26 protein-coding genes are annotated in these 26,035 nt (G+C 67.3%); 14 read left to right on the forward strand and 12 right to left on the reverse strand.

Annotated features, from left to right (window positions below):
• Positions 1-15: 15 nt before the first annotated feature.
• A complete protein-coding gene (locus H0X91_RS00425) occupies positions 16-663 on the reverse strand; it encodes a LysE family translocator (RefSeq protein ID WP_069352135.1) in 648 nt (215 codons plus the stop codon).
• Positions 664-774: 111 nt separating this feature from the next.
• Between H0X91_RS00425 and H0X91_RS00430 the strand changes: the two genes are divergently transcribed.
• A complete protein-coding gene (locus tag H0X91_RS00430; protein ID WP_006490930.1) occupies positions 775-1,623 on the forward strand; it encodes a LysR substrate-binding domain-containing protein in 849 nt (282 codons plus the stop codon).
• 20 nt (positions 1,624-1,643) lie between these two features.
• Here H0X91_RS00430 and H0X91_RS00435 read toward each other — a convergent pair whose 3' ends face one another.
• Positions 1,644-2,534, reverse strand: coding sequence for a LysR substrate-binding domain-containing protein (locus tag H0X91_RS00435; RefSeq protein WP_006492443.1), 891 nt, complete (start codon positions 2,532-2,534; stop codon positions 1,644-1,646).
• 153 nt (positions 2,535-2,687) lie between these two features.
• Here H0X91_RS00435 and ydiJ point away from each other — a divergent pair, with 153 nt between their 5' ends.
• Positions 2,688-5,735 carry a D-2-hydroxyglutarate dehydrogenase YdiJ gene (gene ydiJ, locus H0X91_RS00440; RefSeq protein ID WP_006490961.1) on the forward strand — a complete coding sequence of 1,016 codons (3,048 nt, stop codon included), beginning with the start codon at positions 2,688-2,690 and terminating at the stop codon, positions 5,733-5,735.
• An 86-nt stretch (positions 5,736-5,821) separates the two neighbouring features.
• On the opposite strand, the gene H0X91_RS00445 is transcribed toward ydiJ, so the two are convergent.
• From H0X91_RS00445 to H0X91_RS00455, 3 genes are all read right to left on the reverse strand, one after another.
• Positions 5,822-6,124 (reverse strand): hypothetical protein, encoded by a 303-nt coding sequence (locus tag H0X91_RS00445; protein WP_006490931.1) that lies wholly within the window; start codon positions 6,122-6,124, stop codon positions 5,822-5,824.
• An 87-nt stretch (positions 6,125-6,211) separates the two neighbouring features.
• Complete coding sequence (locus H0X91_RS00450) at positions 6,212-7,366, reverse strand: branched-chain amino acid ABC transporter substrate-binding protein (RefSeq protein ID WP_006490927.1); 1,155 nt, start codon at positions 7,364-7,366, stop codon at positions 6,212-6,214.
• Between the two features lie 652 nt (positions 7,367-8,018).
• Positions 8,019-8,918 carry a DMT family transporter gene (locus tag H0X91_RS00455; protein ID WP_084752277.1) on the reverse strand — a complete coding sequence of 300 codons (900 nt, stop codon included), beginning with the start codon at positions 8,916-8,918 and terminating at the stop codon, positions 8,019-8,021.
• A 57-nt stretch (positions 8,919-8,975) separates the two neighbouring features.
• On the opposite strand from H0X91_RS00455, the gene H0X91_RS00460 reads away from it, so the two are divergent.
• The 3 genes from H0X91_RS00460 to H0X91_RS00470 all read left to right on the forward strand — a co-directional run bounded on the left by H0X91_RS00460 (position 8,976) and on the right by H0X91_RS00470 (position 11,293).
• Entirely contained in the window at positions 8,976-9,953 is a 978-nt protein-coding gene (locus tag H0X91_RS00460) for a LysR substrate-binding domain-containing protein (protein ID WP_034178557.1), read from the forward strand.
• A gap of 147 nt (positions 9,954-10,100) precedes the next feature.
• Positions 10,101-10,769, forward strand: a complete 669-nt coding sequence (locus tag H0X91_RS00465) for a hypothetical protein (RefSeq protein ID WP_034203881.1) — start codon at positions 10,101-10,103, stop codon at positions 10,767-10,769.
• A gap of 56 nt (positions 10,770-10,825) precedes the next feature.
• Positions 10,826-11,293, forward strand: coding sequence for a hypothetical protein (locus tag H0X91_RS00470; RefSeq protein WP_058903809.1), 468 nt, complete (start codon positions 10,826-10,828; stop codon positions 11,291-11,293).
• A gap of 117 nt (positions 11,294-11,410) precedes the next feature.
• Here H0X91_RS00470 and H0X91_RS00475 read toward each other — a convergent pair whose 3' ends face one another.
• The 5 genes from H0X91_RS00475 to H0X91_RS00495 all read right to left on the reverse strand — a co-directional run bounded on the left by H0X91_RS00475 (position 11,411) and on the right by H0X91_RS00495 (position 17,124).
• A complete protein-coding gene (locus H0X91_RS00475) occupies positions 11,411-12,055 on the reverse strand; it encodes a glutathione S-transferase family protein (protein WP_006490953.1) in 645 nt (214 codons plus the stop codon).
• Positions 12,056-12,157: 102 nt separating this feature from the next.
• Complete coding sequence (locus tag H0X91_RS00480; protein WP_006497887.1) at positions 12,158-13,330, reverse strand: porin; 1,173 nt, start codon at positions 13,328-13,330, stop codon at positions 12,158-12,160.
• A 192-nt stretch (positions 13,331-13,522) separates the two neighbouring features.
• Positions 13,523-14,035, reverse strand: a complete 513-nt coding sequence (locus tag H0X91_RS00485) for a DUF4262 domain-containing protein (protein WP_143262247.1) — start codon at positions 14,033-14,035, stop codon at positions 13,523-13,525.
• Between the two features lie 122 nt (positions 14,036-14,157).
• Positions 14,158-16,011, reverse strand: coding sequence for an ABC transporter ATP-binding protein (locus H0X91_RS00490; protein ID WP_034203892.1), 1,854 nt, complete (start codon positions 16,009-16,011; stop codon positions 14,158-14,160).
• Between the two features lie 93 nt (positions 16,012-16,104).
• Positions 16,105-17,124 (reverse strand): alpha/beta hydrolase family protein, encoded by a 1,020-nt coding sequence (locus H0X91_RS00495; RefSeq protein WP_059721477.1) that lies wholly within the window; start codon positions 17,122-17,124, stop codon positions 16,105-16,107.
• A 147-nt stretch (positions 17,125-17,271) separates the two neighbouring features.
• Between H0X91_RS00495 and H0X91_RS00500 the strand changes: the two genes are divergently transcribed.
• The 7 genes from H0X91_RS00500 to H0X91_RS00530 all read left to right on the forward strand — a co-directional run bounded on the left by H0X91_RS00500 (position 17,272) and on the right by H0X91_RS00530 (position 22,195).
• Positions 17,272-17,868, forward strand: a complete 597-nt coding sequence (locus H0X91_RS00500) for a TetR/AcrR family transcriptional regulator (protein ID WP_006490952.1) — start codon at positions 17,272-17,274, stop codon at positions 17,866-17,868.
• Positions 17,869-17,994: 126 nt separating this feature from the next.
• Positions 17,995-18,561 (forward strand): TetR/AcrR family transcriptional regulator, encoded by a 567-nt coding sequence (locus tag H0X91_RS00505; protein WP_006490955.1) that lies wholly within the window; start codon positions 17,995-17,997, stop codon positions 18,559-18,561.
• A gap of 223 nt (positions 18,562-18,784) precedes the next feature.
• Entirely contained in the window at positions 18,785-19,210 is a 426-nt protein-coding gene (locus H0X91_RS00510; protein WP_006481042.1) for an organic hydroperoxide resistance protein, read from the forward strand.
• A 57-nt stretch (positions 19,211-19,267) separates the two neighbouring features.
• Positions 19,268-20,302: an alpha/beta hydrolase gene (locus tag H0X91_RS00515; RefSeq protein WP_006490920.1), complete on the forward strand. Its 1,035-nt coding sequence runs from the start codon at positions 19,268-19,270 to the stop codon at positions 20,300-20,302.
• 255 nt (positions 20,303-20,557) lie between these two features.
• On the forward strand, positions 20,558-20,929 hold the full coding sequence (locus tag H0X91_RS00520) for a CidA/LrgA family protein (protein ID WP_048988614.1): 372 nt from the start codon (positions 20,558-20,560) through the stop codon (positions 20,927-20,929).
• Entirely contained in the window at positions 20,926-21,660 is a 735-nt protein-coding gene (locus H0X91_RS00525; protein ID WP_006490940.1) for an LrgB family protein, read from the forward strand. The genes H0X91_RS00520 and H0X91_RS00525 overlap by 4 nt, the downstream gene beginning before the upstream one ends.
• A 229-nt stretch (positions 21,661-21,889) precedes the next feature.
• Positions 21,890-22,195: a hypothetical protein gene (locus H0X91_RS00530; RefSeq protein WP_034203895.1), complete on the forward strand. Its 306-nt coding sequence runs from the start codon at positions 21,890-21,892 to the stop codon at positions 22,193-22,195.
• A 104-nt stretch (positions 22,196-22,299) separates the two neighbouring features.
• Here the strand turns inward: H0X91_RS00530 and wrbA are convergent, their stop codons facing one another.
• Together wrbA and H0X91_RS00540 are read right to left on the reverse strand one after the other, a co-directional pair.
• Entirely contained in the window at positions 22,300-22,902 is a 603-nt protein-coding gene (wrbA, locus tag H0X91_RS00535; protein ID WP_006490964.1) for an NAD(P)H:quinone oxidoreductase, read from the reverse strand.
• A gap of 61 nt (positions 22,903-22,963) precedes the next feature.
• A complete protein-coding gene (locus tag H0X91_RS00540; RefSeq protein WP_006490939.1) occupies positions 22,964-23,689 on the reverse strand; it encodes a pirin family protein in 726 nt (241 codons plus the stop codon).
• A gap of 126 nt (positions 23,690-23,815) precedes the next feature.
• On the opposite strand from H0X91_RS00540, the gene H0X91_RS00545 reads away from it, so the two are divergent.
• Both H0X91_RS00545 and H0X91_RS00550 read left to right on the forward strand, forming a co-directional pair.
• A complete protein-coding gene (locus H0X91_RS00545) occupies positions 23,816-24,733 on the forward strand; it encodes a LysR family transcriptional regulator (protein WP_034203896.1) in 918 nt (305 codons plus the stop codon).
• A 90-nt stretch (positions 24,734-24,823) separates the two neighbouring features.
• A complete protein-coding gene (locus H0X91_RS00550; RefSeq protein WP_012493668.1) occupies positions 24,824-25,948 on the forward strand; it encodes a Fic family protein in 1,125 nt (374 codons plus the stop codon).
• Positions 25,949-26,035 lie beyond the last annotated feature (87 nt).

The following is a 26,035-nucleotide window of genomic DNA, read 5'->3' on the forward strand; positions in this document are numbered from 1 at the left end:
GCGGCGGCGTGACGCTCACGCGACGCCCGCGAGCTTCGATGCTTCGATCACCATCTGCACGCCGAGGCTGCCGAGGATGATGCCCATCACCCAGCGCTGCGCGAGCAGCAGCGCCGGGCGGCCGTGCAGGAACTTCGCCAGGCTGCCCGAGCAGATCGCCACCAGCCCGTTGGCCGACGCGAATGCGGCAATCAGCAGCGAGCCGAGAAACAGCGACTGGCCGAACACGCTGCCATGCCCGTAGTCGATGAACTGCGGCAACAGCGACACGAACAGCATCGCGAGCTTCGGGTTCAGCACGCTGGTCGTCGCGCCCATCGCGAGCAGCCGCAGCGGCTGCTCGTTCGGCAGCGTCTTCACCTCGAACGGCGAGCGGCCGCCGGGCCGCACCGCCTGCCATGCGAGGTACAGCAGATAGGTCGCCCCGACCGCGCCCAGCACGCTGCCCGCATAGGGCACGCTCATGAACAGCGTCGTGATGCCGAACGCCGCGGCGAACATGTAGAACAGGTAGCCGATCATCACGCCGGCGAGCGAAATGAGTCCGGCCGCCCGCCCTTGCGCGATCGAGCGCGACATCACGTAGACCATGTTCGGCCCCGGCGTCACCGCGAGCATGCCGCCGATGACGAGAAACCCGTAGAGCGATCCGGACGTATGCATGTTTTCTGCTTCCTGCATCGAGTGAGTGCCGACGGAATGCATTGTCCGGCGATGGAGATGAACAGTAAAACGGGATAAACTGAATCGATTGATCAGTTTTTCTGAATCGACATGAAGAAGCTCGACCTCGATGTGCTCGCGATGGTGGTCGCCGTCGCGGATTCCGGATCGTTCGCGCAGGGCGCGCAGGCCGTGCATCGGTCGCCATCGGCGGTGAGCATGCAGATCAGGACGCTGGAAGACGCGCTCGGCAAGCCGCTGTTCATCCGCGACACGCGCAACGTGACGGCGACCGACGACGGCAGGATGCTCGCCGACTACGGCCGCCGGATGCTCGCGATGCGCGACGAGGCGTGGGCGTCGGTCGTGCGCCCGGAGATCCGCGGCCGCGTGACGATCGGCGTGCCCGACGACTACATCTCGTCGCTGCTGCCGCAGGTGCTCGGCAAGTTCGCCGCGATGCATCCGCGCGTGGAAGTGCGCGTGATCGGCCAGCCGAGCAGCGCGCTCGTGCCGATGCTGAAGGACAACACGGTCGACCTCGCGTGCCTGACCCGCGTCAAGGGCGTGTCCGGCGAGTTGATCCGGCTCGAACCGATCGTCTGGACCGGATCGGCGAAGCGCAACGTGTGGGAAGAGCGGCCGCTGCCGGTTGCGCTGTTCTCGCACGGCAGCATGGCGCGCGATCATGCGATCAAGGCGCTGAACCGGCGGAAGATTCCGTACCGGATGTCATACGAAAGCCCGAGCTTTCTCGGGCTGCTCAGCATGGTCGAGGCCGGCCTCGCCATCGCGCCGCTCGCGCGCTGCTGTGTGCCCGATCACCTGTTGCAGCTGTCGGAGAGCCACGGGCTGCCGTCACTCGGCGAACTCGAGGTCGTGCTCGCGCGCAGCGCGCAGTCCGCGCGCCCGCCGTGCGACTACCTGGCCGAGCAGATCCTCGGCGAGTGGCGTGCCTGAAGCCCGCTACGGGCGGCACGTCAGCACGACGTCAGCAGCCATTCGCGGAACGCGACGAGCGACGGCAGCGTCTCGTTGCCCGGCGGATAGACGAGGTAATAGCTGCGCTGGCTGGTGATCGCGTCGCCGATCGAGTCGAGTTCGCCGCGGCTCAATTCATCCTCCACCAGCACCTTCGGCACCAGCCCGATCCCCATTCCGGCGCGCACGGCCTGGATCAGGTGCGACGTCAGCTCGAAACTCGGACCGATCCGCATCTGGCGATGATCGAGCCGATAGTGCGAGAACCACTCGGCCCAGGCCTGCTGATTGCTCGTCACGCCCAGCAGCGTCTGCTTCGCCGCCCATGCCGGCGTGCGCGCGTCGGCCTTGCGGCGGCCGCCGGCGTCGGGCGGCGCGATCGCGATCAGGAACTCGTTGTACAGCCGGTGCGCGTGCAGGCCCGGCCAGTCGCCCGCGCCGACGGTGATCGCCGCGTCGAGGTCGTCGTTGAGGAAATCGAGCGCGCCGATCCGCGAATGAAGGTGCACGGTCACGCCCGGATGCGCGGCGTAGAAGCCGTGCAGGTGCGGCAGCAGCCATTTCGACCCGAACGTCGGCAGGGTGGCCAGCCGCAGCGTGCCGGCGCCGGCCTGATGCGACATCGCCTGCAGCGTCGCGCCGCGAATGCGCCCGAGCGCGCCGCTCAGCTCGGCGAAGTAGCGGCGGCCGACTTCGGTCAGCTTGACCGAACGGCCTTCACGCCGGAACAGCGGCACGCCGAGCTGATCCTCGAGCGTCTGGACCTGCCGGCTGATCGCGCTCTGGCTCAGCGACAGCTCGTCGGCCGCGCGCGTATAGCTTTCATGCCGGGCGGCGGCCTCGAACACGAGCAGCAGCGACATCGACGGGGTGAGGCGACGGTAATTCATGAGTTTTATGCAAGCTTCGCCGGATAAGAATTCGTTTGTTTCTGACGGAATATCCAAAGATACTGGAATTCCCGGTTGAGCGGAAACTTGCCAAAAAATCATGTTTTGGCGTGCGCGAACCGGCCGGCCCCACCCACATTGCGCCTTTGCCCCATGTCGATCGTCCCGTTGCCCCGTCCCGCCAGCCCGTCCACGACCGTTTACCGCGATTTTCTCGTCGCGCTGCAGGCCGCCGGCTTCGCCGGGGAAATCCGCGCGGACCACGCGAACCGGACCGTGCAGGCCACCGACAACTCGATCTACCAGCGCCTGCCGCAAGCGGTGATCTGCCCCGCGCACGCGGATGACGTCCAGCTGCTGGCCCGGCTGCTGGCCGAGCCCGCGCACCGCGACGTCGCGGTGGCCGCGCGCGGCGGCGGCACCGGCACCAACGGGCAGTCGCTGACCGACGGCATCGTCGTCGACCTGTCGCGCAACATGAACCGGATCCTCGAAATCAATGCGCAAGCGCGCTGGGTGCGCGTGGAGGCGGGCGTCGTCAAGGATCAGCTCAATGCGGCGCTGAAGCCGCACGGGCTGTTCTTCGCGCCGGAGCTGTCCACGTCGAACCGCGCGACCGTCGGCGGGATGATCAACACCGACGCGAGCGGGCAGGGCAGCTGCACGTACGGCAAGACGCGCGACCACGTGCTCGAACTCGATTTCGTGCTGATGGGCGGCGAGCGGCTGCACAGCGACGCGCTCGACGAAGCAGAACTGGAGCGCCGCTGCGCGCGGCAGGACCGCGTCGGCAAGGTATATCGCACCGCGCGGCGCATCCGCGACGACAAGGCCGCGTTGATCGACGCGAAGTTTCCGAAGCTCAACCGCTGCCTGACCGGCTACGACCTCGCGCACCTGCGCGAAGCGGACGGCCGCTTCAACCTGAACAGCGTACTGTGCGGCGCGGAAGGGTCGCTCGGCTTCGTCGTCGAGGCGAAGCTCAACGTGCTGCCGATCCCGAAGTTTTCGGTGCTGGTCAACGTGCGTTACGCGGGCTTCATGGACGCGCTGCGCGACGCGCGCGCGCTGCTCGAACACCGGCCGCTGTCGATCGAGACGGTCGACTCGAAGGTGCTGATGCTCGCGATGAAGGACTTCGTGTGGAGCAGCGTGGCCGAGTATTTCCCGCAGGACGACGCGCGTCCGACGCTCGGCATCAACCTGATCGAATTCAGCGGCGACGACGAACACGACGTCGATGCGCAGGTGCGCGCGTTCGTCGAGCATCTGCGCACCGATACGAGCGTGGAGCGTCTCGGCCATACGCTGGCGGCCGGCGACGATGCGGTGAAGCGCGTGTATGCGATGCGCAAGCGCGCGGTCGGCCTGCTCGGCAACGTGCAGGGCGAAGCGCGTCCGCAACCGTTCGTCGAGGACACCGCGGTGCCGCCGGAGAACCTCGCCGCGTACATCGCCGAATTTCGCGCGCTGCTCGACGGCCACGGGCTGCAGTACGGGATGTTCGGCCACGTCGACGCGGGCGTGCTGCACGTGCGCCCGGCGCTCGACATGAAGGACCCGAAGCAGGCGGCGCTGGTGCGGCCGGTGTCGGATGCGGTGGCCGAACTCACGCAGCGTCACGGCGGCCTGCTGTGGGGCGAGCACGGCAAGGGCGTGCGCTCCGAATATGCGCCGGCGTTTTTCGGCGAGCTGTATCCGTCGCTGCAGCAGTTGAAGGCCGCGTTCGATCCGCACAACCAGTTCAACCCGGGCAAGATCGCGACGCCGCCGGACCCCACGCTGCGGCTGCTGAAGATCGACGAGGTGCCGACGCGCGGCGACCACGACCGGCAGATCGACGAGCGCGTGTGGCAGAGCTACGGCACCGCGATGCATTGCAACGGCAACGGTGCGTGCTACAACTTCGATCCCGACGACGCGATGTGCCCGTCGTGGAAGGCGACGCGCGAACGCGTGCAGTCGCCGAAGGGGCGCGCGTCGCTGATGCGCGAATGGTTGCGCCTGCAAGGGCAGGCCGGCGTCGACGTCGTCGCGGCGGCGCGCACGCGGCAGCCGTTGCTGCGCGGTCTGGCCGAGCGCTGGCGCAACAGCCGCAACGCGCGTCGTCGCGACGCGGATTTCTCGCACGAGGTGTACGACGCGATGGCCGGATGTCTCGCATGCAAATCGTGCGCGGGGCAGTGCCCGGTCAAGGTGAACGTACCCGAGTTTCGCTCGCGCTTTCTCGAGCTGTATCACCAGCGCTACCTGCGACCGCTGCGCGATTACCTGATCGGCTCGCTCGAATTCACGATGCCGTGGATGGCGCGCGTGCCCGCGCTGTACAACGGGTTGATGGGGGCCAACTGGGTAAGGACGCTGCTCGAGCGCCAGGTCGGCATGGTCGACAGCCCGCTGCTGAGCCGCTTCGATCTCGCGGCCGTGATCCGCGCATGGAACGTGAAGCCGGCCGATCCGCATGCGCTCGCCGCACTGAGCGAGGCGCAGCGCGCGCGCAGCGTCGTCATCGTGCAGGACACGTTCACGCGCTATTTCGATACCGAGCAACTGGCGACGCTGATCGAGCTGGCGGCGCGCGTCGGTTTCCAGGTGTGGCTCGCGCCGCTCGCGCCGAACGGCAAGGCGCTGCACGTGCAGGGCTTTCTTCACGCATTCGCGAAGGCGGCGATCCGCAACGCGACGCAACTGGCCGCACTGGCGCGCTCGGGCGTCGCGCTGGTCGGTCTCGATCCGGCGATGACGCTGACGTATCGGCAGGAATACCTGAAGGTGACGGGGCTCGCCGATGTGCCGACCGTCGCGCTGCCGCAGGAGTGGCTGCTGGGCGCGTTGCCGGAAGCCGGTGCGGGCAAGGCGACGGTTTCATATCGGTTGCTGCCGCACTGCACCGAGAAGACCAATGCGCCGGACAGCGGCAAGCAATGGGCGCAGGTGTTCGCGCGTCGCGGGTTGCGCTTGCAGGTTCAGGCGACCGGGTGTTGCGGGATGTCGGGCACGTACGGGCACGAGGCGCGCAATCTCGCGACGTCGAAGACGATCTATGCGCAGTCGTGGGCCGCGCACGTCGACGGGCCGGAGCAGGAGGGCGAGGCGCTGGCGACCGGGTATTCGTGTCGCAGCCAGGTGAAACGCCTGTCGTCGAAGCAGGTGCGCCATCCGTTGCAGGCGCTGCTCGATCATGTGCGCGCGGTAGGGTGATGCTGTAGCGGTGCGGCGCGTAAGGGCGCGTCGATCGCGCGTCGAGCGGCCATCCCCGTGCCGCTTTCGACCTGGGCCGGCGCGGGTCAGGCGTCGGCTTTCGCCGCTTTCCGCGGACGCGGTTTTTCCGCGGCGGGAAACACGCCGACGCCGCGCGGCCGTTTCGGCTCGATCCGCATTTGCCGGATCACGCGCCGGAAGTCGATCTCGTGCGCGGCCAGCGTGCCGATCAGTTTCGCGATGACCGCGAGGTGGGAAGGGACGGTGCCCTTGCTCGAATAGTTGGTGATCGAACTTTCGTTCATCCGGATCAGGCGGGCGAACTCGCGCGCCGTCAACTGCGCCTTCTTCAACTCCTGTTGGAATTCCGCATACGCCATTGCACACATGATGCTTCGTCTCCGTGAATCAGAATCCGGCCCGCGCGGCGCCGGCGCCGACGGGTGGCGTTCCCGTCGTGCCGACGCCGCGTCGGGTTACATCTTCACCTGGTCGAGGAAGGTCTTCTTGCCGCTCTTGTAGCCGTAGATCGAGATGATCCCGTGCGTCAGGTCGCCCTTCGCGTCGAACGTCGTCGTGCCGATCACGCCGTCGTACTTGGTCGCCGGCATCGCCGCGAGGATCTTCGCCGGGTCGGTCGAATTCGCGCGCTTCATCGCGTCGACCGCGATGTAGACCGCGTCATACGCGAACGGCGCATCGAACTTGATGCCCTGGTTGAAGCGCTTCTGGTACTTCGCGAGGAAGTCCGCGCCGCCCGGCATCTTCTCGAGCGCAGCGCCTGCCTGCGAGCACAGCACGTTGTCGGCCGCCGGGCCGGCCAACTCGGCCAGCGAGTCGGTGCACACGCCGTCGCCGGACAGGATCTTCGCGCGCAGGCCGAGCTGCTTCGCCTGCTTCGCGAGCGGGCCGCCGGTGGCGTCCATGCCGCCGTACATGATCGCGTCGGGGTTCTCGCCCTTGATCTTCGTCAGGATCGCGCGGAAGTCGACCGCCTTGTCGTTGGTCGCGTCGTGCGACAGCACCTTCAGGCCGAGCGCCTTGGCCTTCTTCTCGAATTCGTTCGCGAGGCCCTGGCCGTACGCGGTCGAATCGTCGATCACCGCGACGCTCTTCACGCCCTTCGACTGCGCATAGCTCGCGAGCGCCGGGCCCTGCTGCGCGTCGGTCGCGACGACGCGGTAGGTCGTCTTGAAGCCTTGCTGCGTGTAGGTCGGGTTCGTGGCCGACGGCGAGATCTGCACGATGCCCGCGTCGCTGTAGATCTTCGACGCCGGGATCGACGTGCCCGAGTTCAGGTGGCCGATCACGGCGACGACCTTGTCGTCGACCAGCTTCTGCGCCACCTGCGTGGCCTGGCGCGGGTCGGCCGCGTCATCCTGCGCGTCGAGTTGCAGCGTGATCTTCTTGCCGCCGATCGTCAGGCCCTTCGCATTGATTTCCTCGACCGCGAGGCGCGCGCCGTTCTCGTTGTCCTTGCCGAGGTGCGAGATGCCACCCGTCGTCGGTTCGACGCTGCCGATCTTCACGACCTGGTCGGCCAGCGCGGTCGACGCGGCCGCGAACGCGGCGGCGGCCAGTGCAACGGTGATCAGGGGTTTGCAGCGCATGCCGACAGTGCTTCGTTCCATCTGCCATCTCCGAATTGAATGTCTTTCTATTGACGTCTCGACCGGCCGGCTGCGGGGCCGGGGCGATCGGACGAGTCTCCATACCCTCGCGGGCTTCACTTGCATCGCGCCGGGCCGCATGACGTGCCGCCCGGGGCGAGCGGGCAGGCCGGTACCCGACGCGGTGCAATTCATATGAATATATCTGAAGCCGGTTTTGCGCGCTGCGGCGAATCCCGTAGCGGGCCGGCGCGACACGGGTCGGCGCCCGGAGACCGAAGGTGCCGGATGCCGGAAATCGTGCGCTGCGGCGGCCCTAAGGCTGCGATTCGCTGTCGTCGGCCTTACGGCCACATCCATTATTCGGCCGGTCGCCGGGGCGAAGCCATGGACACTGACGCGCGGTCAATCGGGAACTGTTCGGTCGATTTGTCTGCACAGTTTGGTCACGCGAGAATCGTGTATCCCGTTTCATCCGTCGTGCCGCATCGAGCGCGATGTCCGTCTTTATGCAACTAACGGTCAAGTTCGGCACGCGCCCACGAGTGGGTGCCGATTCCACGGGCCGAACCGTTCATCCAGATCGGCAGAAGCGGAGGCGTTTTGGGACCGGCTCGCTTCTGCCGTCGGATCGTCGCGTCAGCCGCGCAATTCGCTGCCGGCTCGACTTCAGCTAGGCACGTCCGCGCAACGCGACGACGATCACTCCCGCAATCGCGAGCAGGCCGCCGCACGCCGTCGCGATGCCCGGCCGCTCGCCCGTCAGCACCACCGACAGGAGCGTCGCGACCGCCGGCGTCAGGTAGAGAAAGCTGGCCGCGCGCGCCGCGCCGAAGTAGCCGAGCGCGAAGGTCCAGGTGGCGTAACCGAGCGCGGCGGGAAAGACGCCGAGTACGACGACGGCCAGCGCCGTATCGCGCGATCCGCCGCCGAGCGACACGAGCGCGCCGGGTAGCCAGGGCGCGAGCAGGACCGCGCCGGCCAGCAGCGTGTACGCGGTGCACGGCAGCGCGCCGTACACGGGGATCAGCCGCCGCTGCAGCACGAAATAGCTGGCCGAACACAGCGCCGCGCCGAGGATCAGCGTGCTTCCCGAGCCGAGGACGAGGCCGCCGGGCTGCCCTTGCGCGATCACCGCGATGCCGGCCAGGCTGACCAGCGAACCGAGCCAGCCCCAGCGATTGAAGTGCTCGCGCAGGAACACGGCGGCCAGCAGCGCAGTGAAGATCGGCAGCGTGTTCACGATGAAACTCGCGGCGCCGGCCGACACGGTCTGTTCGCCGGTATTGAGCAGCGCGTTGTAGAGTGCGATGCCGAGCAGGCCGCACGCGAGAAAGCGCCACGCATCGGCTTTCGTCGGCCGCGGTGGCCGTCGCCACGCGAGCCATGCGATCACGAGCAACGCGGCGGTCGCGAAGCGCGCCGCCGCGAGCTGCAGCGGTGCGAGGCCGTGCAGGCCGATGCGGATGAACGGGAACGCGGACGCCCACGAGACGATCGTGAACGCAACCGCGGCTGCCGCGACGAGCGGTTGTCGCGCGCTGCGCGACGTCGGTGACGAAACGGTATTCATGCGGCAATGGTGCGGTGTGCCGAGATGCTAAGCTAGCGCACAGATCAACACCCGGATATGAATATGGCTCACAGCTCGGGCGCGCGGCGCGCCGGCGGTCCGGCGCGGGTGCGCCAGATGGCCGGCGGGTTGGCGGCCGCCGCGTCGATGCCGGTCCCGCGGCCGCCGCTCGCGAGCCTGGAGACGGTCTGCACGGTGGCGCGCGAAGGGTCGTTTCTCGCGGCTGCCGACGTCTCCGGCGTCACGCACGGTGCGATCAGCCGACGGGTGGCCGCCGTCGAAAACTGGCTCGGGATGGCGCTGTTCGAGCGGCATGCGCGCGGCGTGCGCCTGACGCCGGACGGGCAGCGCTTCGTCGGCCGGATCGAGCAGGCGTTCGCGATCATCGACAGCGCGGCCGATCAGTGGCGTTCGCCGCGCACGCCGCGACTGGTGCGGATGAGTGTGGTGCCCGCATTCGCGCAGCTGTGGCTGTTCGAGCGGCAACCCGCGCTCGAAAGCGAAGCGCCCGCGCTGCGCATCGAACTCGGCATCGAGCTGCGCAATGTGGATATCGCCGGCGGCGAAGCGGATCTGTCGATCCGTTACGGTCGCGGCAACTGGCGTCAGCTCGAAACCCGCCCGTTCATGCCGGAACGGCTGTATCCGGTCGCGCATCCGCGGCTCGCCGCGCAACTGGCAAGGATGCGCCGAGGAACAGGCGACGCGGCGCTGCTCGACATGCCGTTGCTGCACGATTCCGACGTGACCGGCTGGCGTACGTGGTTCGATGCGCTCGGCATTCCGTTCAAGCCGCGTGCGCAGGATCGCCGGTTCGAGGATTACAACCTCGTGCTGGCGGCGGCCGAAGCCGGGCTCGGCGTGGCGCTCGCGCGCACGCCGCTTGCTGATGCGTATCTGCAGCGCAGCGCACTCGTGCGCGTGAGCCGTCACGAGGTCGATTCGTTGCTCAGCTATCACTTCGTGCATGCGAAGGGCGAGAATCGACCGGAGGTCCTCGCGTTGATGGAGCGCATGGTGAAGGCGCTGCGGTAGCGCGCAGCCGCTACCGCCAAATCGTTACAATGCAGCCGCGGAAAACGGCGAGATTGCCGGAGTGAGGCAGAATCGCGCCTTTGGCCAGCGGATGGGCCAATCACCAACCATTGCAGTACGGGTTCAAATTTGCACAAAAGGGAACCGATGAATAGACCAGACAAATCGTCGAAGGCGCGTGCGGCGCTGGATCAGCTTTTTTCCGGCCTGGCGCCTGCGGACGCGAAGCGCGAATCGCCGCGTCCGGGCAATCCGTTCGAAGCGGACGACGAGGTGTCGAGCGCATCCGGCGGTCGCGGCGGGGTGGAAGTCACGCTGTCGACCCGCATCCAGCTGCGCGGTTATCCGAGCGCCGACGCGTTCATGAAGCGCATGGCCGAAGCGTGGGGCCTCGAGTGGGGCACCTACGACAGCGTCCGTGCGGTGGCGACGCTACCCGCCGGATGGCGCTCGCGCCGGCTTCCGGAAGTCACGCAGATCGTCGACGAGCGCGACGTGCTGCGCGCGGAGAGCAGCCTGCAGGGCGGCGAGATGTCGTATCTGAAGGTGCATCCGCGCTACTACATCGATGCGCGCAAGCGTTTCGGCTGGAGCAAGTCGTCGAAGGCATCCGACGATCCGGATCTCGACGGCCCGGACTGGAACTGCTTCGTGATGGACCGGGAAAAGTCCATCGAACTGCACGAACTGACGACGTCGTCGTTGAAGGCCGACATCGACAATGCGCGGGCGACGCTGCTGAAATGGCTGGACGAGCACTATCCGAAACATCGCGATCCGTTCGCGTACTGGTCGGACTGCGAAGGGGCGTCGTAAACCGCGTTGCACGGCGGTTCGTTCCGCGCATCAACCGGCTGCCACGAGGACGACCAGTGAAACGAGCGAGTGTGGTCCCGATGCTCTGGGCGGCGTTCGGCGCGGCGGTCGGATCGACCGTCATCGAGTTGCTGCTCTGGGCGATCGCCGGCGATGACGCCGTCCGGAACCTGTTGCGCGACGCGCGCCTCACGGCCGCGATCGTGATGGGGCCGCGCGTGCTCGGTGCGCCGGGCGGGTTCGATCCGCTGGTCATGGGCGTGGCGACGCTCGTGCATGCGGTGCTTTCGGTGGCCTATGCGGCCGTGCTGGTACGTGTCATCCGGCACCTGTCGCTCGGGCCCGCGTTACTCGCCGGCGGCGTGTTCGGGCTCCTTCTGTACGGCGTGAACCTGTACGGGTTCACGACGATCTTTCCGTGGTTCACCGCAGTTCGCGACACGATCACGCTGATCGCTCATCTGATGTTCGGGATCACGGCGGCGGCCGTTTATTGCGTTGCCCAGCGCCACGCTACGCGCTGATCCCGGCATCGACCGCCGCGGGCGTCAGCCATCTTCATCGGTGTCCCGACCTGCCGAAGCGAGAGGCGGGAAATCAGGCAGTACGCGACATGCCGATGCGACCGGCCTCGCACCCGCTCAGTCGAGCTTGCCGCGCAGCTCGTCGAACGGGATCATCACGTGCGCGCGATACGCAGGCCGCGCCTTCAATCGTTCATACCACGCCGTGACGTGCGGCACGTCGGGCCGCGCGATATCGAGCTCGAAATACCGGTAGAGGTGCGTGCCGACCGCGATGTCGGCGAGCGTGATCGCGTCGCCCGCGAGAAACGGCTGCCCGGCCAGCACGGTGTCGAGCAGCCGGAAATACTGCGCGCATTGCGCGATGCTCTGTTCGACGCGCACGGTGTCGCGTTGCTCGGGCGGCGTGCGGTAGTAGCCGCGGAACACGCCGTTGAGGAACGCCGGCTGCAGGGTCGTCTGCGCCCAGTCCATCCAGCGGTCGGCGCGCGACTGCTCGGCGGGATCGTCGCGCCAGAAGCCCGGGCGCCCGTGACGCGCGGCGAGGTAGCGCAGGATGCTGTGCGATTCCCAGACGACGGTTCCGTCGTCGTCGATCACCGGGATGCGCCCGTGCGGGTTCATCGCGAGGAAGTCGGGCGTATCGAGCACGCCGAACCCGCCGCCGGCCGGTACGTGCCGATGCGGGAGCGCGAGCTCGTCGACGAGCCACATCACCTTCTGGACATTGAACGCGTTGCGTCGTCCCCATACCGTCAGCATCGCGGGCTCCCTGTGTCGTGACGAACGTGAAGATGGACAGTGTAAACGCCGCAGGCGCGCCTCGTGGTGCGCGCCTGCGGCGATCGTCGTGCGCCGGGACGATCAGAACTTGTGGCGGATGCCGACGATCGCGAGCTCCTGCGTATCGGTGCCGGAGTTCACGCCGTACGCGCCGACCGATGCGGCGGCCTTCACGGTCGCGCCGCTCGCGTCGAGCGTGTTGCCGCTCGCCTTCTGGTAGCCGAACAGCGCATACAGGTCGGTGCGCTTCGACAGCGCATAGTCCGCGCCGAGGTTGACCTGGTTGTAGTGCGCGGAAGCCGGGCCCGTCAGCGACGTGTAGTTGTAGCCGACGCCCGCGCGCAGCGCCGGCGTGAACTGCCAGTTGAAGAACGCCGAGCCGTTGTTGAACTTCGCGTTCCGGTTGAACGCCGACAGCGTGTCCGCGCCGTATTGCGTGTTCGAATACGCGAGGCCGAAGGTCGCCGGCCCGGCCACGTACTGCCCAGCCACGCGCACGATCTGGATCGACTTCGCGCTCGAGAAGCCCTGGTTGATCACGGTGTTGAACAGCGTGTCGGAGCTGCTCGACCACGTCCGCACGCCATTGGCGAGCGTCGTGCCGCCGTTCGCGTAGAAGTAGCCGGCGCCGAGCGACAGCGGGCCGTTCGCGTAGCTCGCGCCGAAGCTGTACGTGCGGCCGCTGCCGGTCGCGCCCGCGACGCCGCCGAAGCCGTACAGCGCGGCGAACTGGAAGCCGGAGATCAGCGGGCTCGTGTATTTCACCGAGTTGCTGACGCGCAGGCTGTTGTCGTAGTTGTCGAGGTCGCCCGGCGTCGCGAACACGCCGCCGAAGTAGTTGTCTTCGGTGAGGCCCTGTACGAGATCGACGATCGGATCGTACTGGCGGCCGAGCGTCACGGTGCCGTAGGTGCTGCTCGCGAGGCCGACGACGGCCTTGCGGCCGAATTCGCGCTGGCCCTGGCCGAGCGCGCCGGTGCCGATGTTGAAGCCGTTCTCGAGCTGGAACAGCGCGGACAGGCCGCTGCCGAGATCCTCGATGCCGCGCAGTCCCCAGCGGCTGCCCGACAGGTTGCCGCTGCCGAACTTGACGAGGTTCGACGCGTTGCTGCCGTTCGCGTTCTGCGCGTTGTGGACGTACGCGATGCCCGCGTCGGCGATGCCGTACAACGTGACGCTGCTTTGTGCGTGGGCGCCCGCGACGAAGAGCGCGGCCGGCAGCGCGAGCAACGCGAATGACCGGATCTGTTTCATTGTTGAATTCCCCCGTTGGTCGATTGGTCTGACGAATCGGTGAACGATACGGACGGCGCATCGTCAAGGGAACCAATAAATTGTCGGATCGTTATGAGGCGGCGCGGCGATGGGTGTGCGCGCAACGGATTGACGAGCGGCGCGCGGAGGGCTCGTGCATCGCGGCCGTGCGGTGCGATCCGGCGCCGCGGGTCAGTGGCGCTCGTCGCCCGATGCGAACAGGCGCGGCTGCGCCGCGTTCAATGCATCGTCCGCTTCCGGTTGCCACGGAAAAATCCCGTTGCGGTCGGGCCACAGCAACTGGACGCACGGGAACGCGTCGTTGCCGTAGAACCAGCGGTTCCAGCCGAGATGGGCTTCGTAATGCGCTGGCTTGACCCGCATCAGCAGCGCGTTCGCGTTGCCGTAGACGGCGGACGTGACTTCCCCGACCGGCGGCGGCGTGCCGGCCGCGACTTTTCGGTAGATGCCCCACAGCACGTCATGGACGAGGCGCGCCGGCAGAGAGAACACGATGATTTCCGGAAAGCCGTGGTTGACCCACAGCCCGGTCGTGAACGAGAAGCCCGGTTGGTCGTCTTCCGCGAACACTTCCGTGCGGAACCACCCGTGCTGGCGGATTTGATGCACGAAGCGCTGCTCGTCTTCGTCGAGCACCGAATCGGGCGCGTCGAGCGCAGTGGCGATATCCGGCCGTGTGTTCACGGAGGTTCCTAGATTCCGGGTCGGGCGGCGGCAAGCAGCGATGGCGTCCTGCCGGCGGGTAGGCGATCGCGGTGAAGCCCACCCGCGATCGCCGTGCCGCCATGTTGCCACAGCGGTTCCGGCTACTGCTCGACGCTTTCCGCTTCCGCCGTCTCCCCGAGGAACCCACCGCTCTGGTGCGCCCACAGCGCGGCGTAAATGCCACCCGCCTGCAGCAACTGCTGGTGCGTGCCTTCCTCGACGATGCGCCCTTCGTCGAGCACGATCAGCCGGTCCATCGCGGCGATCGTCGACAGCCGGTGCGCGATCGCGATCACCGTCTTGCCGCTCATCAGGCTGTCGAGGCTGCGCTGGATCGCGACTTCGACCTCGGAATCGAGCGCGCTGGTCGCTTCGTCGAGCACGAGGATCGGCGCGTCCTTGAGCATCACGCGCGCGATCGCGACGCGTTGCCGCTGGCCGCCCGACAGCTTCACGCCGCGCTCGCCGACCTCGACGTCGTAGCCGCTGCGGCCGTGGCGGTCGCGCAGCCGGTCGATGAACTCGGACGCTTCCGCGCGCACGGCCGCGTCCCGCATCTCGCGCTCGGTCGCGTCGGGGCGGCCGTACAGCAGGTTCTCGCGCATCGTCCGGTGCAGCAGCGACGTATCCTGCGTGACCATCCCGATCGCGCCGCGCAGGCTGTCCTGCGTCACGTGCGCGATGTCCTGCCCGTCGATCCGGATCGCGCCGCCGCCGACGTCGTAGAAACGCAGCAGCAGGTTCACGAGCGTCGACTTGCCGGCGCCCGAGCGGCCGATCAGGCCGATGCGCTCGCCCGGCCGGATCGTCAGGTTCAGCCCGTCGAATACCGCGCGATCGTTGTCCTCGTGCGCGAACTGCACGTTGTCGAACACGATTTCGCCGCGCTGCACCACGAGCGGCTTCGCATCGGGCGCGTCGACCACGCTGCGCACCTTCGTCAGCGTGTTGATGCCGTCCTGGATCGTGCCGACGTTCTCGAACAGTTCGGTCATTTCCCACATGATCCAGTGCGAATAGCTCGACAGGCGCAGCGCCATCGCGATCACGGCCGCGACCACGCCCGCGCTCGCCTCGCCGTGCATCCACAGCACGAGGGCGAGGCCGGCCGAGCCGATCAGCAGCAGCGTCGACAGCAGGTGGTTGACGATCTCGAACGCGCTGACGAGCCGCATCTGCGCGTCGCCGGTCGCCTTGAACGCTTCCATCGCGCGCCGCGCGTGGTCGGCTTCGCGCCGCGTATGCGAGAACAGCTTCACGGTCGTGATGTTCGAATACGCGTCGGTGATGCGGCCCGTCATCAGCGCGCGCGCGTCGGCCTGCCGGCTGCCGACCGCACCGAGACGCGGCACGAAATACGCGCACGCCGCGCCGTAGCCGAGCGCCCACAGCGCGAGCGGAATCATCAGCCGCCAGTCGAAGCTGGCGGCGAGCACGAGGATGCCGATCAGGTAGGCGGTGACGCCGATCACGACGTCGACCGACATGAACAGCGCGTCGCGCACCGCGAGTGCGGTCTGCATGATCTTGGTCGTCACGCGGCCCGCGAACTCGTTCGCATAGAACGACAGGCTCTGGTCGAGCATCAGCCGGTGAAACAGCCAGCGCAACCGCATCGGGAAGTTGATCGCGAGCACCTGGTGCTTGACCATCGTGTGCAGTGCGATCAACAGCGCGCTGCCGGCGAGGATCGCCGCGAAGCCCGCGAGCGCGCCGAAGTGGCGACCGCCGAATTCGGCCGGCGTCGACGACGACAACCAGTCGACCACGTGCCCCATCATCGCGAACAGCGCGGCTTCGTACGCGGCCAGCGCGGCCGACGTCAGCGCGATCAGCAGGAGCCAGCCGCGCGCGCCTTTCGTGCACGCCCAGACGAACGAGAAGAATCCCTTCGGCGGCGTGACGGGATCTTCGAGCGGGAAAGTCGGCAGGCGCCGTTCAAACCACGAATACATTGAAAACCTCTCCTTGATGCGATCGCGCGAGCGGACGCGACCGATATTGCCTGATGCCTGTTCCATGTGCGGCGGCGCGCGCGGCGCACGCGTTCACTGCGACCGGATCCACGCTTCGATCGGACCGAGCGTGTCCGGCGCGTACGCGTGGCGCCCGAGCGCCATGTACAGCCACGTCTTCCATTTCGGCCAGTCAGACTCGAGCTGATAGTCGAACCAGCGGCCGCGCAGCAACGCATGCGTCGCGCCCGGCACCACGACGACGCGCCGGTCGGGCCGGTTCCCGAATGCGTGCGCATAGGCATTCGCTTCGTCGGCCGGATCGACGTTGCGGTCCAGTGCGCCCCACACGGCCAGCACCGGCCCTTGCATCGTCGCCAGCGCCTGCGATGCGTCTTCCAGGTAGTTGAGCGCGATGAAACCGAAGCGGCGCGGCTCGATGTCCGGGCGCCGGGCCGGATCGGCCGGCGCGTCCGCCCGGCCGAAGATGGCGTCGTTCTCGCGTCGCTCGGCGGCCAGTGTCGCATCGATTCGATCCGGCTGCAGGCCCGTTGCCGCGAGTTGCTGGCGCGTCAGGTAGGTGCCTTGGCGGCGCCAGTTGACGGCGCCGCCGACGATCACCGAGAACGCGGGCCGCACCGCATTCGCCACGCGCGGAATCACCCAGCCGCCCTGCGAGAAGCCGAGCAGGCCGATCTTGTGCGCGGGGCCGGCCGCGGCGCGCACGCGCGCCATCGCGGCGACCGTTTCGTTCGCGCGGTCCTGCATCGATTGCGCGAGCCAGTCGCCGCTGCTGCGGCCGGTGCCCTGCTTGTCCCACGCGAATACGCCGATGCCGGCGTCGAGCAGGCTGTTGACGAGCGGCAGCATCGCGTCGTCCGCGAAGCGCGTGCGCGGCCCGTCGCCGTGCACGAGCAGCGCGATCGGCGCGTCGGGGGCGTGCGCTGGCAGCGCGAGCGTGCCGACGAGGTGGGCGTCGCCCGCATGGAACGTCAGCGTCGACACGGTCGCGCCCTTCAGCTCGAAGTCGGACAGGCCGCGCAGCGCAAGCGCGCCCGCCGCGACGCAAGCGAACGCGACGAGCGCGATACCGACGATGACGATGCGTTTCATGGGCCCTCTGATTGTTCGTGTGAGCGATGTCGTGAGCGACGCATGCGAAGCGCACGCTGCCTTGACGGTTCCGAGATCTCGCAGAGATAATAGATCGACTGATCAGTCTAATAAATATTTGAGCCATCGTCGAGCACGGAGTTCCCGTTGAGAAAGATCGATCCTGAAAGAGTGGAAGCGAAGCGGCGCCAGATCCTGGATGCCGCGATCGACTGTTTTGCGCGCGACGGCTTCCATGCGACGTCCACGGCCGCGATCTGCAAGGCGGCCGGGATGAGCCCGGGCAACCTGTTTCACTATTTCCCGACCAAGGCGGCGATCATCGAGGCGATCGCGCAGGACGACCAGCGCGAGATGGCCGAGCTGTTCGCGAAGCATGCGGATGCCGACGATGCGCTGGCCGCGATCGAGGAGATCGCACTGACGTTGATGGAATTGTCGAGCGATCCCGTCTATGCGCGCATCTGCGTCGAGACCGCGGCGGAGGCGACGCGCAATCCCGACGTCGCCGCGTTGTTCGCGGCGAACGAGGCGCAGGTGAAGGGGCGCATGGTCGCGCTGATCAAGCGGGGTGTCGCGCAAGGGCGGATCGACGGGAGCCTGAAGCCGGATCTCGTCGCGACCTGGCTACTCGCGCTGGCGGAAGGGGCGGTCGGGCGCGTCGTGTTCGAGCCGGGATTCAAGCCGCGCGCGCATCGCGCGATGCTGCGGACGATCATTCGGCGGATGTTGAAGCCGCAGTGAGCGGAAGGGCGCGGCCCGGACCCGATTTGCGCGGGACACGGCCCACCGGCAGCCATCGACACGCATCCCGCCGGGGCCGTAAAAAAGTGCTTGACTATCTATCTATGAGTAGATAAAGTTCGACCCATGGAAACGAAACCGACCGTCCGCGAACAGATTCTCGACCACGCGATCACGCTGATGATGCAGCGCGGTTACAACGGCTTCAGCTATCGAGACCTGTCCGACCTGGTGGGCGTGAAGACGTCGAGCATCCACTATTACTTCCCGTCGAAGGACGATCTCGTGCTGGAAGCGGTGGCGGCTTATAGCGACGAAGTCCTCGCGGCCATGCGGGCGATCGATCCGGCGTTGCCGGCCGACGTGAAGCTGAGCCTGTACACGAAGATGTTCGGCCGCACGCTCGGCGACGGCCACCTGATCTGCCTGTGCGGGATGCTCGCGGCCGACATCGAGACGTTGCCGGACAACGTGCGGCAGGCCGTGCAGGCGTTCTTCAGCGCCAACGAGCGCTGGCTCGCGGAATTGCTGGCGCAAGGCGCGAAGGAAGGCACGCTGCAGTTCAGCGGCGAGCCCGACACGGCGGCGCGCACGTTGTACGCGGCGTTCCAGGGCAGCGTGCTGGCCAGCCGGCTGTTTCACACGCGGGCGCGTCTCGAGGATGTCGAGGCCGTCTGGAAAACGCGGTCCTGACGGACGGCGCCAGCAGTCAGGCGGCTCGCCGCCTTTTATTGGATCTCGTTATCTATCATGTAGTAGATAGATGACTGGCGCAGGTGGATCGACCATCTGCATTTTTTTGGGGATATTTGTCTATCTATGGGTAGATAAATAACGCGATGTCGGCGAGAACCCGCCGGCACGCGGTCCCCGGTTCGAAGGCTGTTTCATTCATTTGCTGAAAAAGGAGTCTGTCATGTCGATCGAAAAAGTGCTGTACCGCGCCCATGCAAAAGCCACCGGCGGCCGTGACGGCCGTGCGACGGTGCCCGAAAGCGGTCTGGACCTGAAGCTGACCACGCCGCGCGAACTCGGCGGCGCGGGCGGGGCGGGCGCGAACCCCGAGCAACTGTTCGCCGCCGGCTATAGCGCGTGCTTCATCGGCGCGATGAAGTTCGTCGCGGCGCGCGACAAGATCGCGATCCCCGCGGACGCGGCGATCGAGGGCAGCGTCGGCATCGGCGCGATCCCGAACGGGTTCGGTATCGAAGTCGAACTGAAGATCTCGCTGCCCGGCCTCGATCGCGATATCGCGCAAACGCTGATCGACCGCGCGCACGTCGTCTGCCCGTACTCGAACGCGACGCGCGGCAACATCGACGTCACGCTCACGCTCGTCTGATCGATCGCAGTACCGAACATTCATCGCCATTCGAAGCATCAACCAAGGAGTTGCACCATGAAGATCGTCAAGCCGCTGCTGATCGCCGCCGCCGTTGCAGCCGCGCTGTCCACCGCACCTGCCGCGTTCGCCGCGGGCGCCGACGCCGTCCGTCCCGATACGAAGACGAGCGCGTTTCTCGCCGCGCTGAACGGCCAGAAGGGCCCGGGTCTCGAAACGCTGAGCCCCGCGAAGGCGCGCCAGGTGCTGGTCGACGCGCAAAACGGCGTGAAGGTCGATCTGTCCGGCATCGACGTGTCGAACCGCACGATCGAGCAGGACGGCCTGTCGGTGCCGGTCACGATCGTGCGCCCGCAAGGCGTGACGGGTACGCCGCCGGTATTCGTGTTCATCCACGGTGGCGGCTGGGTGCTCGGCGATTTTCCGACGCACGAGCGGCTCGTGCGCGATCTCGTCGTGCAGTCGGGCGCTGTCGCGGTGTTCGTGAACTACACGCCGTCGCCGGAAGCGCGTTACCCGGTCGCGATCAACCAGGCGTATGCGGCGACCAAGTGGGTGGCCGCGCACGGCGCGGAGATCGGCGTCGACGGCAGCCGCCTCGCGGTGGTCGGCAACAGCGTCGGCGGGAACATGTCGGCTGTCGTCGCGCTGATGGCGAAGGACAAGGGCGGTCCCGCGATCCGCTTCCAGGGGCTGATGTGGCCGGTCACGGACCACGACTTCAACACCGGTTCGTACAACGCGTATCAGCAGGGCCACTTCCTGACGCGGCCGATGATGAAGTGGTTCTGGGACGCCTATACGAAGAACGAAGCGCAACGCAACGAGATCTATGCGTCGCCGCTGCGCGCGAGCATCGCGCAGTTGAAGGGCTTGCCGCCCGCGCTGATCCAGGTCGCGCAGTTCGACGTGCTGCGTGACGAAGGCGAAGCGTACGGCCGCAAGCTCGACGCGGCCGGCGTGGAGGCGACGACCACGCGCTACGACGGCACGATCCACGATTTCGGCTTGCTGAACGCGCTGGCCGACGATGCGCCGACGAAGGCCGCGACGAAGGCGATGGCCAACGAAATCGCGACGCGGTTGAAGTAACGCGACCGGTGGTCGTTCGAACCTGAACGGCGGGACGGCGGGCATCTGCCCGCCGTTTTTCCGTATGTGGGCGTTTCATCGCTGCCCGCAGCGTGTCGCGCGCAACGGTGGAATGGCGATCGCGAAATCGGGCGACCGCGAAGGCCCGCGCCGCCGTCATTGTTGGTACGATCGCGCGTATCGTTCACGCCGGCGTCGCACGCCGCCGGCTCACTGGCCGCACGGTCGCGCGGCCACGTTCGGGAGAAGCGGTTCATGTTGCAGGCGTTCGCGGTCTTGCTGATCTTCCAGTGTCTCGGGGAAGGCGTGTCCTATCTGTTCGGCCTGCCGGTGCCGGGCCCGGTGATCGGCATGCTGTTGCTGTTCGGCTTCGTGATGCTGCGCCCGCAGGTGGCCGATGCGATCGAGCCGACCGCGCTCGAGCTGCTGCGTCACCTGTCGCTGCTGTTCGTGCCGGCCGGCGTCGGCATCATGGTGTCGGCCGACCGCGTGCGCGGCGACGCGGTCGCGGTCGTCGTCGCGCTGGCCGTCAGCACCACGCTCGCGATCGCGGTGACGGCGCTCGTCACGCGCGCGCTGCTGCGGCGCCAGCGCCGCGCGGGCGACACCGCGGAGGGCGCGCAATGACGGCCTTCCCGAAGCTCGGCGCGATCTGGGTCTATCTCGCCGCGAGCCCGTTGCTTGGCCTGACGATCACGCTGGTCGCGTATCTGTTCGCACAGGCCGTCTATGCGCGGGCACGTTTCAATCCGCTGGCGAATCCGGTGCTGATCGCGGTCGCGGTGATCGTCGTGCTGCTGACGCTCACGCATACGCCGTATCCGACGTATTTCGAAGGCGCGCAGTTCGTCCACTTCCTGCTCGGCCCGGCGACCGTCGCGCTCGCGCTGCCGCTGTACCGCCAGTGGTCGAAGCTGCGGCGTACCGCGCTGCCGCTGCTCGTCGGCCTGCTCGCGGGCTCGCTGACCGCGATCGTGTCGGCGGTCGGCATCGCCGCGCTGTTCGGAGCGTCGCACCAGACGATCGCGTCGCTCGCGCCGAAATCGGCGACGACGCCGATCGCGATGGCCGTCGCCGCCGAGATCGGCGGCATTCCGTCGCTCACGGCCGTGCTGGTGATCTCGACCGGGATCTTCGGCGCGGTGTGCGCACGCGGGATTCTCAATCTGCTGCGGATCGACGAGCCGGCCGTGCGCGGTTTCGCACTCGGCGTCGCGTCGCACGGGATCGGCACCGCGCGCGCGTTCCAGGTCAGCGAGGAAGCCGGCGCGTTCGCGGGGCTCGGGATGGGCTTGAACGGCGTGCTGACGGCATTCGTCGTGCCGATCCTGCTGCCGGTGCTGTCGCGCTGGATCTGAGGGCGCCGGCCGGCCGCGGGGTATCGGTTTCCCTGATGGCGCGCACGACAGGCCGAAAGGACGGCGCATACGGCGCGCATGTATCGTAGGCGTTATCAGGAGAATTCAGGAATCCGCGGGGACATTTGCGTAGCGATCGGCTAACGTTGCATCGGCGCCGTTTGTCGCAAGCCGTCGCGTGCGCACTGGTGTCCGATCCACATTCAACAATCGACAAGGAGATCCGGCCATGAAGCAGTCTCGCGTGGTTTCGGTGGCAGTAGCAGTAGCGGTGTCGTTCGGTCTGTCGTTGACCGCCGCGCCGGCGGCTTATGCGCAGGACCCGGCGTCCGCGCCGGCGCAGAAGCAGCTCGACAAGGCGCAGAAGAAAGCGGCGCGCAAGGCGGCCCGCGCGCGGCACGCGTCGGACCTGAAGGCGATCGGCACCGGCAGCGGTTACCGGCTGACCAACGACCAGAGCAACTATCCGCAGAACGCCGTGCAGCAGGCGCCCGCGACGAAGGCGGCGCCGGCCGTGCCGGCTTCGGGCCAGTAACGGCTGAACGCGTTGCACAGGACGAACGGCGCCGGTCGAACCGGCGCCGTTCGTTCATCTGCGAACTGCAGCGCGACGGAAAGGGGCGCCGCGAGGCCGCCGCGTTACGACGCGAGCTTGTTCGCGAGTTCCGCCACGTGCTTGCCCTGGTAGCGCGCGATGTCGAGCTCGTTCGCGCTCGGCTGGCGGCTGCCGTCCGCACCGGCGAGCGTGGTCGCGCCGTACGGCGTGCCGCCGGTGATTTCGTTCATGTTGACGAGGCCGCTGCACGCATACGGCACGCCCACGATCACCATCCCGTGATGCAGCAGCGTCGTATGGAACGACGTGATCGTCGTTTCCTGGCCGCCGTGCTGCGTGCCGGTCGACGCGAACACGCTGCCGATCTTGCCGACGAGCGCGCCTTTCATCCACAGGCCGCCGGTCTGGTCGAGGAACGTGCGCATCTGGCCGGCCATGTTGCCGAAGCGGGTCGGCGTGCCGAAGATGATCGCATCGTAGTCGGCGAGTTCGTCCACCGTGGCGACCGGCGCGGCCTGGTCGACCTTCACGCCGATCGCGCGGGCCTGGTCGACGGGGATCGTTTCCGGCACGCGCTTGAGCGTGACCTCGACGCCGGGCACCGATTTCGCGCCCTCCACGATGTGCTGCGCCATCGTTTCGACGTGCCCGTAGGACGAGTAGTAAAGAACGAGAACCTTGGCCATGTTGCGAATCTCCGATTAAAAGGGCCCCGCACTCAGCGGGGCCCGGTTTCCCGAACGGGCGTCACGCCCATTCGGCCGTCACTTCGACCGGACGCAGGTCGAACACCAGCACTTCGGCATCCTTGCCGTCGGCGATCGTCAGCGCCTGTTCGCCGCGGATGCGCGCGCCGTCGCCTTCGCCGAGCGTCACGCCGTTGACCGTCACGCTGCCGCGTGCCACGTGCACGTAAGCAAAACGGCTCGGATCCAGTTCCAGCGTAGTGCTTTCGTCGCCATCGAACAGGCCCGCGTAAATCCGGGTGTCCTGCCGGATCTTCAGCGAACCGGCGTCACCGTTCGGCGATACCACGAGCGCGAGCTTGCCGCGCTTGTCGTCGGCCGCGACATTCGTCTGCTGATAACGCGGCTCGGCACCCTTTTCGGCCGGCCCGACCCAGATCTGCAGGAAGTGGACCGGCGCGTCCGGCGAGTGGTTGAACTCGCTGTGGCGCACGCCCGTGCCCGCGCTCATCAGTTGCACGTCGCCCGGCACGATCACCGAACCGGTGCCCATCGAGTCCTTGTGTTCGAGCGCGCCGTCGAGCACGTACGACAGGATTTCCATGTCGCGGTGCGGGTGCGTGCCGAAGCCGCGGCCCGGGGCGACCCGGTCGTCGTTGATCACGAGCAGGTCGGAGAAGCCGACTTGCTTCGGATCGTAGTAATTCGCGAACGAAAACGTATGACGGGAACTGAGCCAGCCATGCTCCGCACGGCCACGTTGGTTTGCTGCACGGATTTCGATCATGATTTTTTCCTTAAGTCGCCGGACCTCGGAAGTGGGCCCGGCCGTTCGTTGAGATGAATCTTAGGTCAATCGATTTGACAAATAAATCGCCGTGAAGATAATGACTGTCGCTACGGAGTGGACAATATGGAACTCAACGACCTGAGGATCTTCGTCGCGACCGTCGACGCGGGCAGCTTCACGGCGGCGGCCGACCAGCTGATGCTGTCCAAGCAGTTCGTCAGCCGGCGCACGATGGCGCTGGAGGCGTCGCTCGGCGTGCGGCTGCTGCACCGGAATACGCGCAATCTCGCGGTGACCGAATCGGGGCAGGAGTTTTACGTGCGCGCGCAGCGCATCCTCGCGGAGATCGCCGACGCCGAGCAGGCGATGTCGGTACGCAGCACCGAGCTGCATGGTTCGCTGAAGATCAGCGCGCCGCTGTCGTTCGGGATCACGCACGTGTCGCCGCTGATCGCCGAATTCCTGTCCGCGCACCCGGCCGTGCGGCTGAACCTCGATCTGACCGATCGGCGCGTCGACCTGATCGGCGAGGGCTTCGACCTCGTGCTGCGGATCGGCTCGCTCGAGGATTCGACGCTGATCGCGCGGCCGCTGGGTGCATGGCGGATGATCGCGTGCGCGAGCCCCGCGTACCTGAAGCGGCACGGCACGCCGCAGACGCCGGCCGATCTCGCTGGCCACACGTGCGTGCTGTACGGGCGCGAGCGGCGGGTCGGCTGGGAATTCCGCGTCGACGGCGCGGTGCGGACGTTCGACGTGCAGGGGCCGCTCGTCGCGAACAACGGCGAAGTGGTGCGCGATGCGGCGATCGCGGGGCTCGGCATCGCGCTGCTGCCGCACTTCATCGTCGGCGCGGCGCTCGACAGCGGCGCGCTCGTGCCGGTGCTCGACGCCTACGTGCCGCCGCCCATCACGCTCAATGCGGTGTTTCCGCAGCATCGGGAAGGGTTCGTCACGCTGCGCACGTTCATCGGCTTTCTCGCGGAGCGGCTCGCGGAGCCGGCGCCGACGGGGGCGAGCGGGGCAGGCCGGGTACGGTAGCGGGCCGCGTTGCGGTGAATAGGGTGGTTAATCACCGCAAAATATGCGGATATTGTTGAGTCATGCGGTGAATGCGCGGATAATCTCCGCATGATGAGCGGAGATTACACCTTTATCTGGGAATCGGCCGACTGGCCGGCATGGCGCTTCGACCTCGCGGCCCTCGCCACGCCGCTCGCCGACGTCAGCCGTGCGCAAGGCATGCTGGCCGGGCGACTGGCGGATATCGGCCTGGCGCTGCGCGACGAAGCGAGCCTCGCCGCGCTCACGGATGACGTCGTCAAGACCAGCGCGATCGAGGGCGAGAACCTGAATGTCGCCTCGGTCCGGTCGTCGATCGCGCGCCGGCTCGGCGTCGACATCGGCGCGCTGGCGCCGGTCGATCGCCACGTCGAAGGCGTCGTCGACATGGTGCTGGATGCGACGACCCACTCGGCCGCGCCGGTCACCGAGGCGCGGCTCTTCGGATGGCATGCCGCGCTGTTCCCGACCGGCTATTCGGGGCTGTCGCGGATCACGGTCGGCGGCTGGCGCTCGGACGCGAGCGGGCCGATGCAGGTGGTTTCCGGGCCGATCGGCCGGCAGCGCGTGCATTTCGAGGCGCCGCCGGCCGCGCGGTTGACGCACGAGATCGGGCGCTTTCTCGCGTGGCTCAATGCGCCGCCGGCCGAGCCGTTGCTGATCCGGGCCGGGCTCGCCCATCTGTGGTTCGTCACGCTCCACCCGTTCGACGACGGCAATGGTCGTATCGCGCGTGCGCTCGGCGATCTGGTCCTGGCGCGCGCCGATCGCAGTCCGCAGCGTTTCTATAGCCTGTCCGCGCAGATCCAGCGCGAGCGCAATGCGTATTACGACGTGCTGGAGCGCACCCAACGCGGCTCGCTCGACGTCACCGAGTGGCTCGCGTGGTTTCTGAATACGCTGGGCCGGGCCATCGATCACGCGCACACGACGCTCGACGCGGTGCTGATCAAGGCGCGTTTCTGGCAGCGATACGCCGGCGTCGCGATGAACGAACGCCAGATCAAGGTCATGAATCGCCTGCTCGACGGCTTCGAAGGGAAGCTGACGACCACCAAGTGGGCCGCCCTCGCGAAATGTTCGCAAGACACGGCGCTGCGCGACATCACGGAGCTCGTCGAGCGCGGCATGCTGCGTCGATCGTCGTCCGGCGGCCGGAGCACGAGCTACGAACGGGTGCCGTTCGACGGCTGACGTCGTCGCGGCGGCTCGCACCGGCCGAGGTGGCCTGCCGTGGCGGTGTGCCGCCGATCGCTCCCGCGCCGCGCCGGCGGCCCGTCG

Origin of the sequence: Burkholderia sp. 9777_1386, assembly GCF_015712265.1 — a bacterium.
GTDB classification, from domain to species: domain Bacteria; phylum Pseudomonadota; class Gammaproteobacteria; order Burkholderiales; family Burkholderiaceae; genus Burkholderia; species Burkholderia cenocepacia.

Bases quoted from the DNA above. Each gene is read 5' to 3' on its own strand.
- H0X91_RS00480 (WP_006497887.1), bottom strand. From the start codon at position 13,330: ATGAAACAGATCCGGTCATTCGCGTTGCTCGCGCTGCCGGCCGCGCTC.
- H0X91_RS00520 (WP_048988614.1), top strand. From the start codon at position 20,558: ATGTTGCAGGCGTTCGCGGTCTTGCTGATCTTCCAGTGTCTCGGGGAA.
- H0X91_RS00515 (WP_006490920.1), top strand. From the start codon at position 19,268: ATGAAGATCGTCAAGCCGCTGCTGATCGCCGCCGCCGTTGCAGCCGCG.
- ydiJ (WP_006490961.1), top strand. From the start codon at position 2,688: ATGTCGATCGTCCCGTTGCCCCGTCCCGCCAGCCCGTCCACGACCGTT.
- H0X91_RS00510 (WP_006481042.1), top strand. From the start codon at position 18,785: ATGTCGATCGAAAAAGTGCTGTACCGCGCCCATGCAAAAGCCACCGGC.
- H0X91_RS00540 (WP_006490939.1), bottom strand. From the start codon at position 23,689: ATGATCGAAATCCGTGCAGCAAACCAACGTGGCCGTGCGGAGCATGGC.
- H0X91_RS00550 (WP_012493668.1), top strand. From the start codon at position 24,824: ATGATGAGCGGAGATTACACCTTTATCTGGGAATCGGCCGACTGGCCG.
- H0X91_RS00490 (WP_034203892.1), bottom strand. From the start codon at position 16,011: ATGTATTCGTGGTTTGAACGGCGCCTGCCGACTTTCCCGCTCGAAGAT.
- H0X91_RS00455 (WP_084752277.1), bottom strand. From the start codon at position 8,918: ATGAATACCGTTTCGTCACCGACGTCGCGCAGCGCGCGACAACCGCTC.
- H0X91_RS00450 (WP_006490927.1), bottom strand. From the start codon at position 7,366: ATGGAACGAAGCACTGTCGGCATGCGCTGCAAACCCCTGATCACCGTT.
- H0X91_RS00505 (WP_006490955.1), top strand. From the start codon at position 17,995: ATGGAAACGAAACCGACCGTCCGCGAACAGATTCTCGACCACGCGATC.
- H0X91_RS00460 (WP_034178557.1), top strand. From the start codon at position 8,976: ATGAATATGGCTCACAGCTCGGGCGCGCGGCGCGCCGGCGGTCCGGCG.
- H0X91_RS00475 (WP_006490953.1), bottom strand. From the start codon at position 12,055: ATGCTGACGGTATGGGGACGACGCAACGCGTTCAATGTCCAGAAGGTG.
- H0X91_RS00545 (WP_034203896.1), top strand. From the start codon at position 23,816: ATGGAACTCAACGACCTGAGGATCTTCGTCGCGACCGTCGACGCGGGC.
- H0X91_RS00525 (WP_006490940.1), top strand. From the start codon at position 20,926: ATGACGGCCTTCCCGAAGCTCGGCGCGATCTGGGTCTATCTCGCCGCG.
- H0X91_RS00435 (WP_006492443.1), bottom strand. From the start codon at position 2,534: ATGAATTACCGTCGCCTCACCCCGTCGATGTCGCTGCTGCTCGTGTTC.
- wrbA (WP_006490964.1), bottom strand. From the start codon at position 22,902: ATGGCCAAGGTTCTCGTTCTTTACTACTCGTCCTACGGGCACGTCGAA.
- H0X91_RS00465 (WP_034203881.1), top strand. From the start codon at position 10,101: ATGAATAGACCAGACAAATCGTCGAAGGCGCGTGCGGCGCTGGATCAG.
- H0X91_RS00495 (WP_059721477.1), bottom strand. From the start codon at position 17,124: ATGAAACGCATCGTCATCGTCGGTATCGCGCTCGTCGCGTTCGCTTGC.
- H0X91_RS00425 (WP_069352135.1), bottom strand. From the start codon at position 663: ATGCATACGTCCGGATCGCTCTACGGGTTTCTCGTCATCGGCGGCATG.
- H0X91_RS00430 (WP_006490930.1), top strand. From the start codon at position 775: ATGAAGAAGCTCGACCTCGATGTGCTCGCGATGGTGGTCGCCGTCGCG.
- H0X91_RS00445 (WP_006490931.1), bottom strand. From the start codon at position 6,124: ATGTGTGCAATGGCGTATGCGGAATTCCAACAGGAGTTGAAGAAGGCG.
- H0X91_RS00530 (WP_034203895.1), top strand. From the start codon at position 21,890: ATGAAGCAGTCTCGCGTGGTTTCGGTGGCAGTAGCAGTAGCGGTGTCG.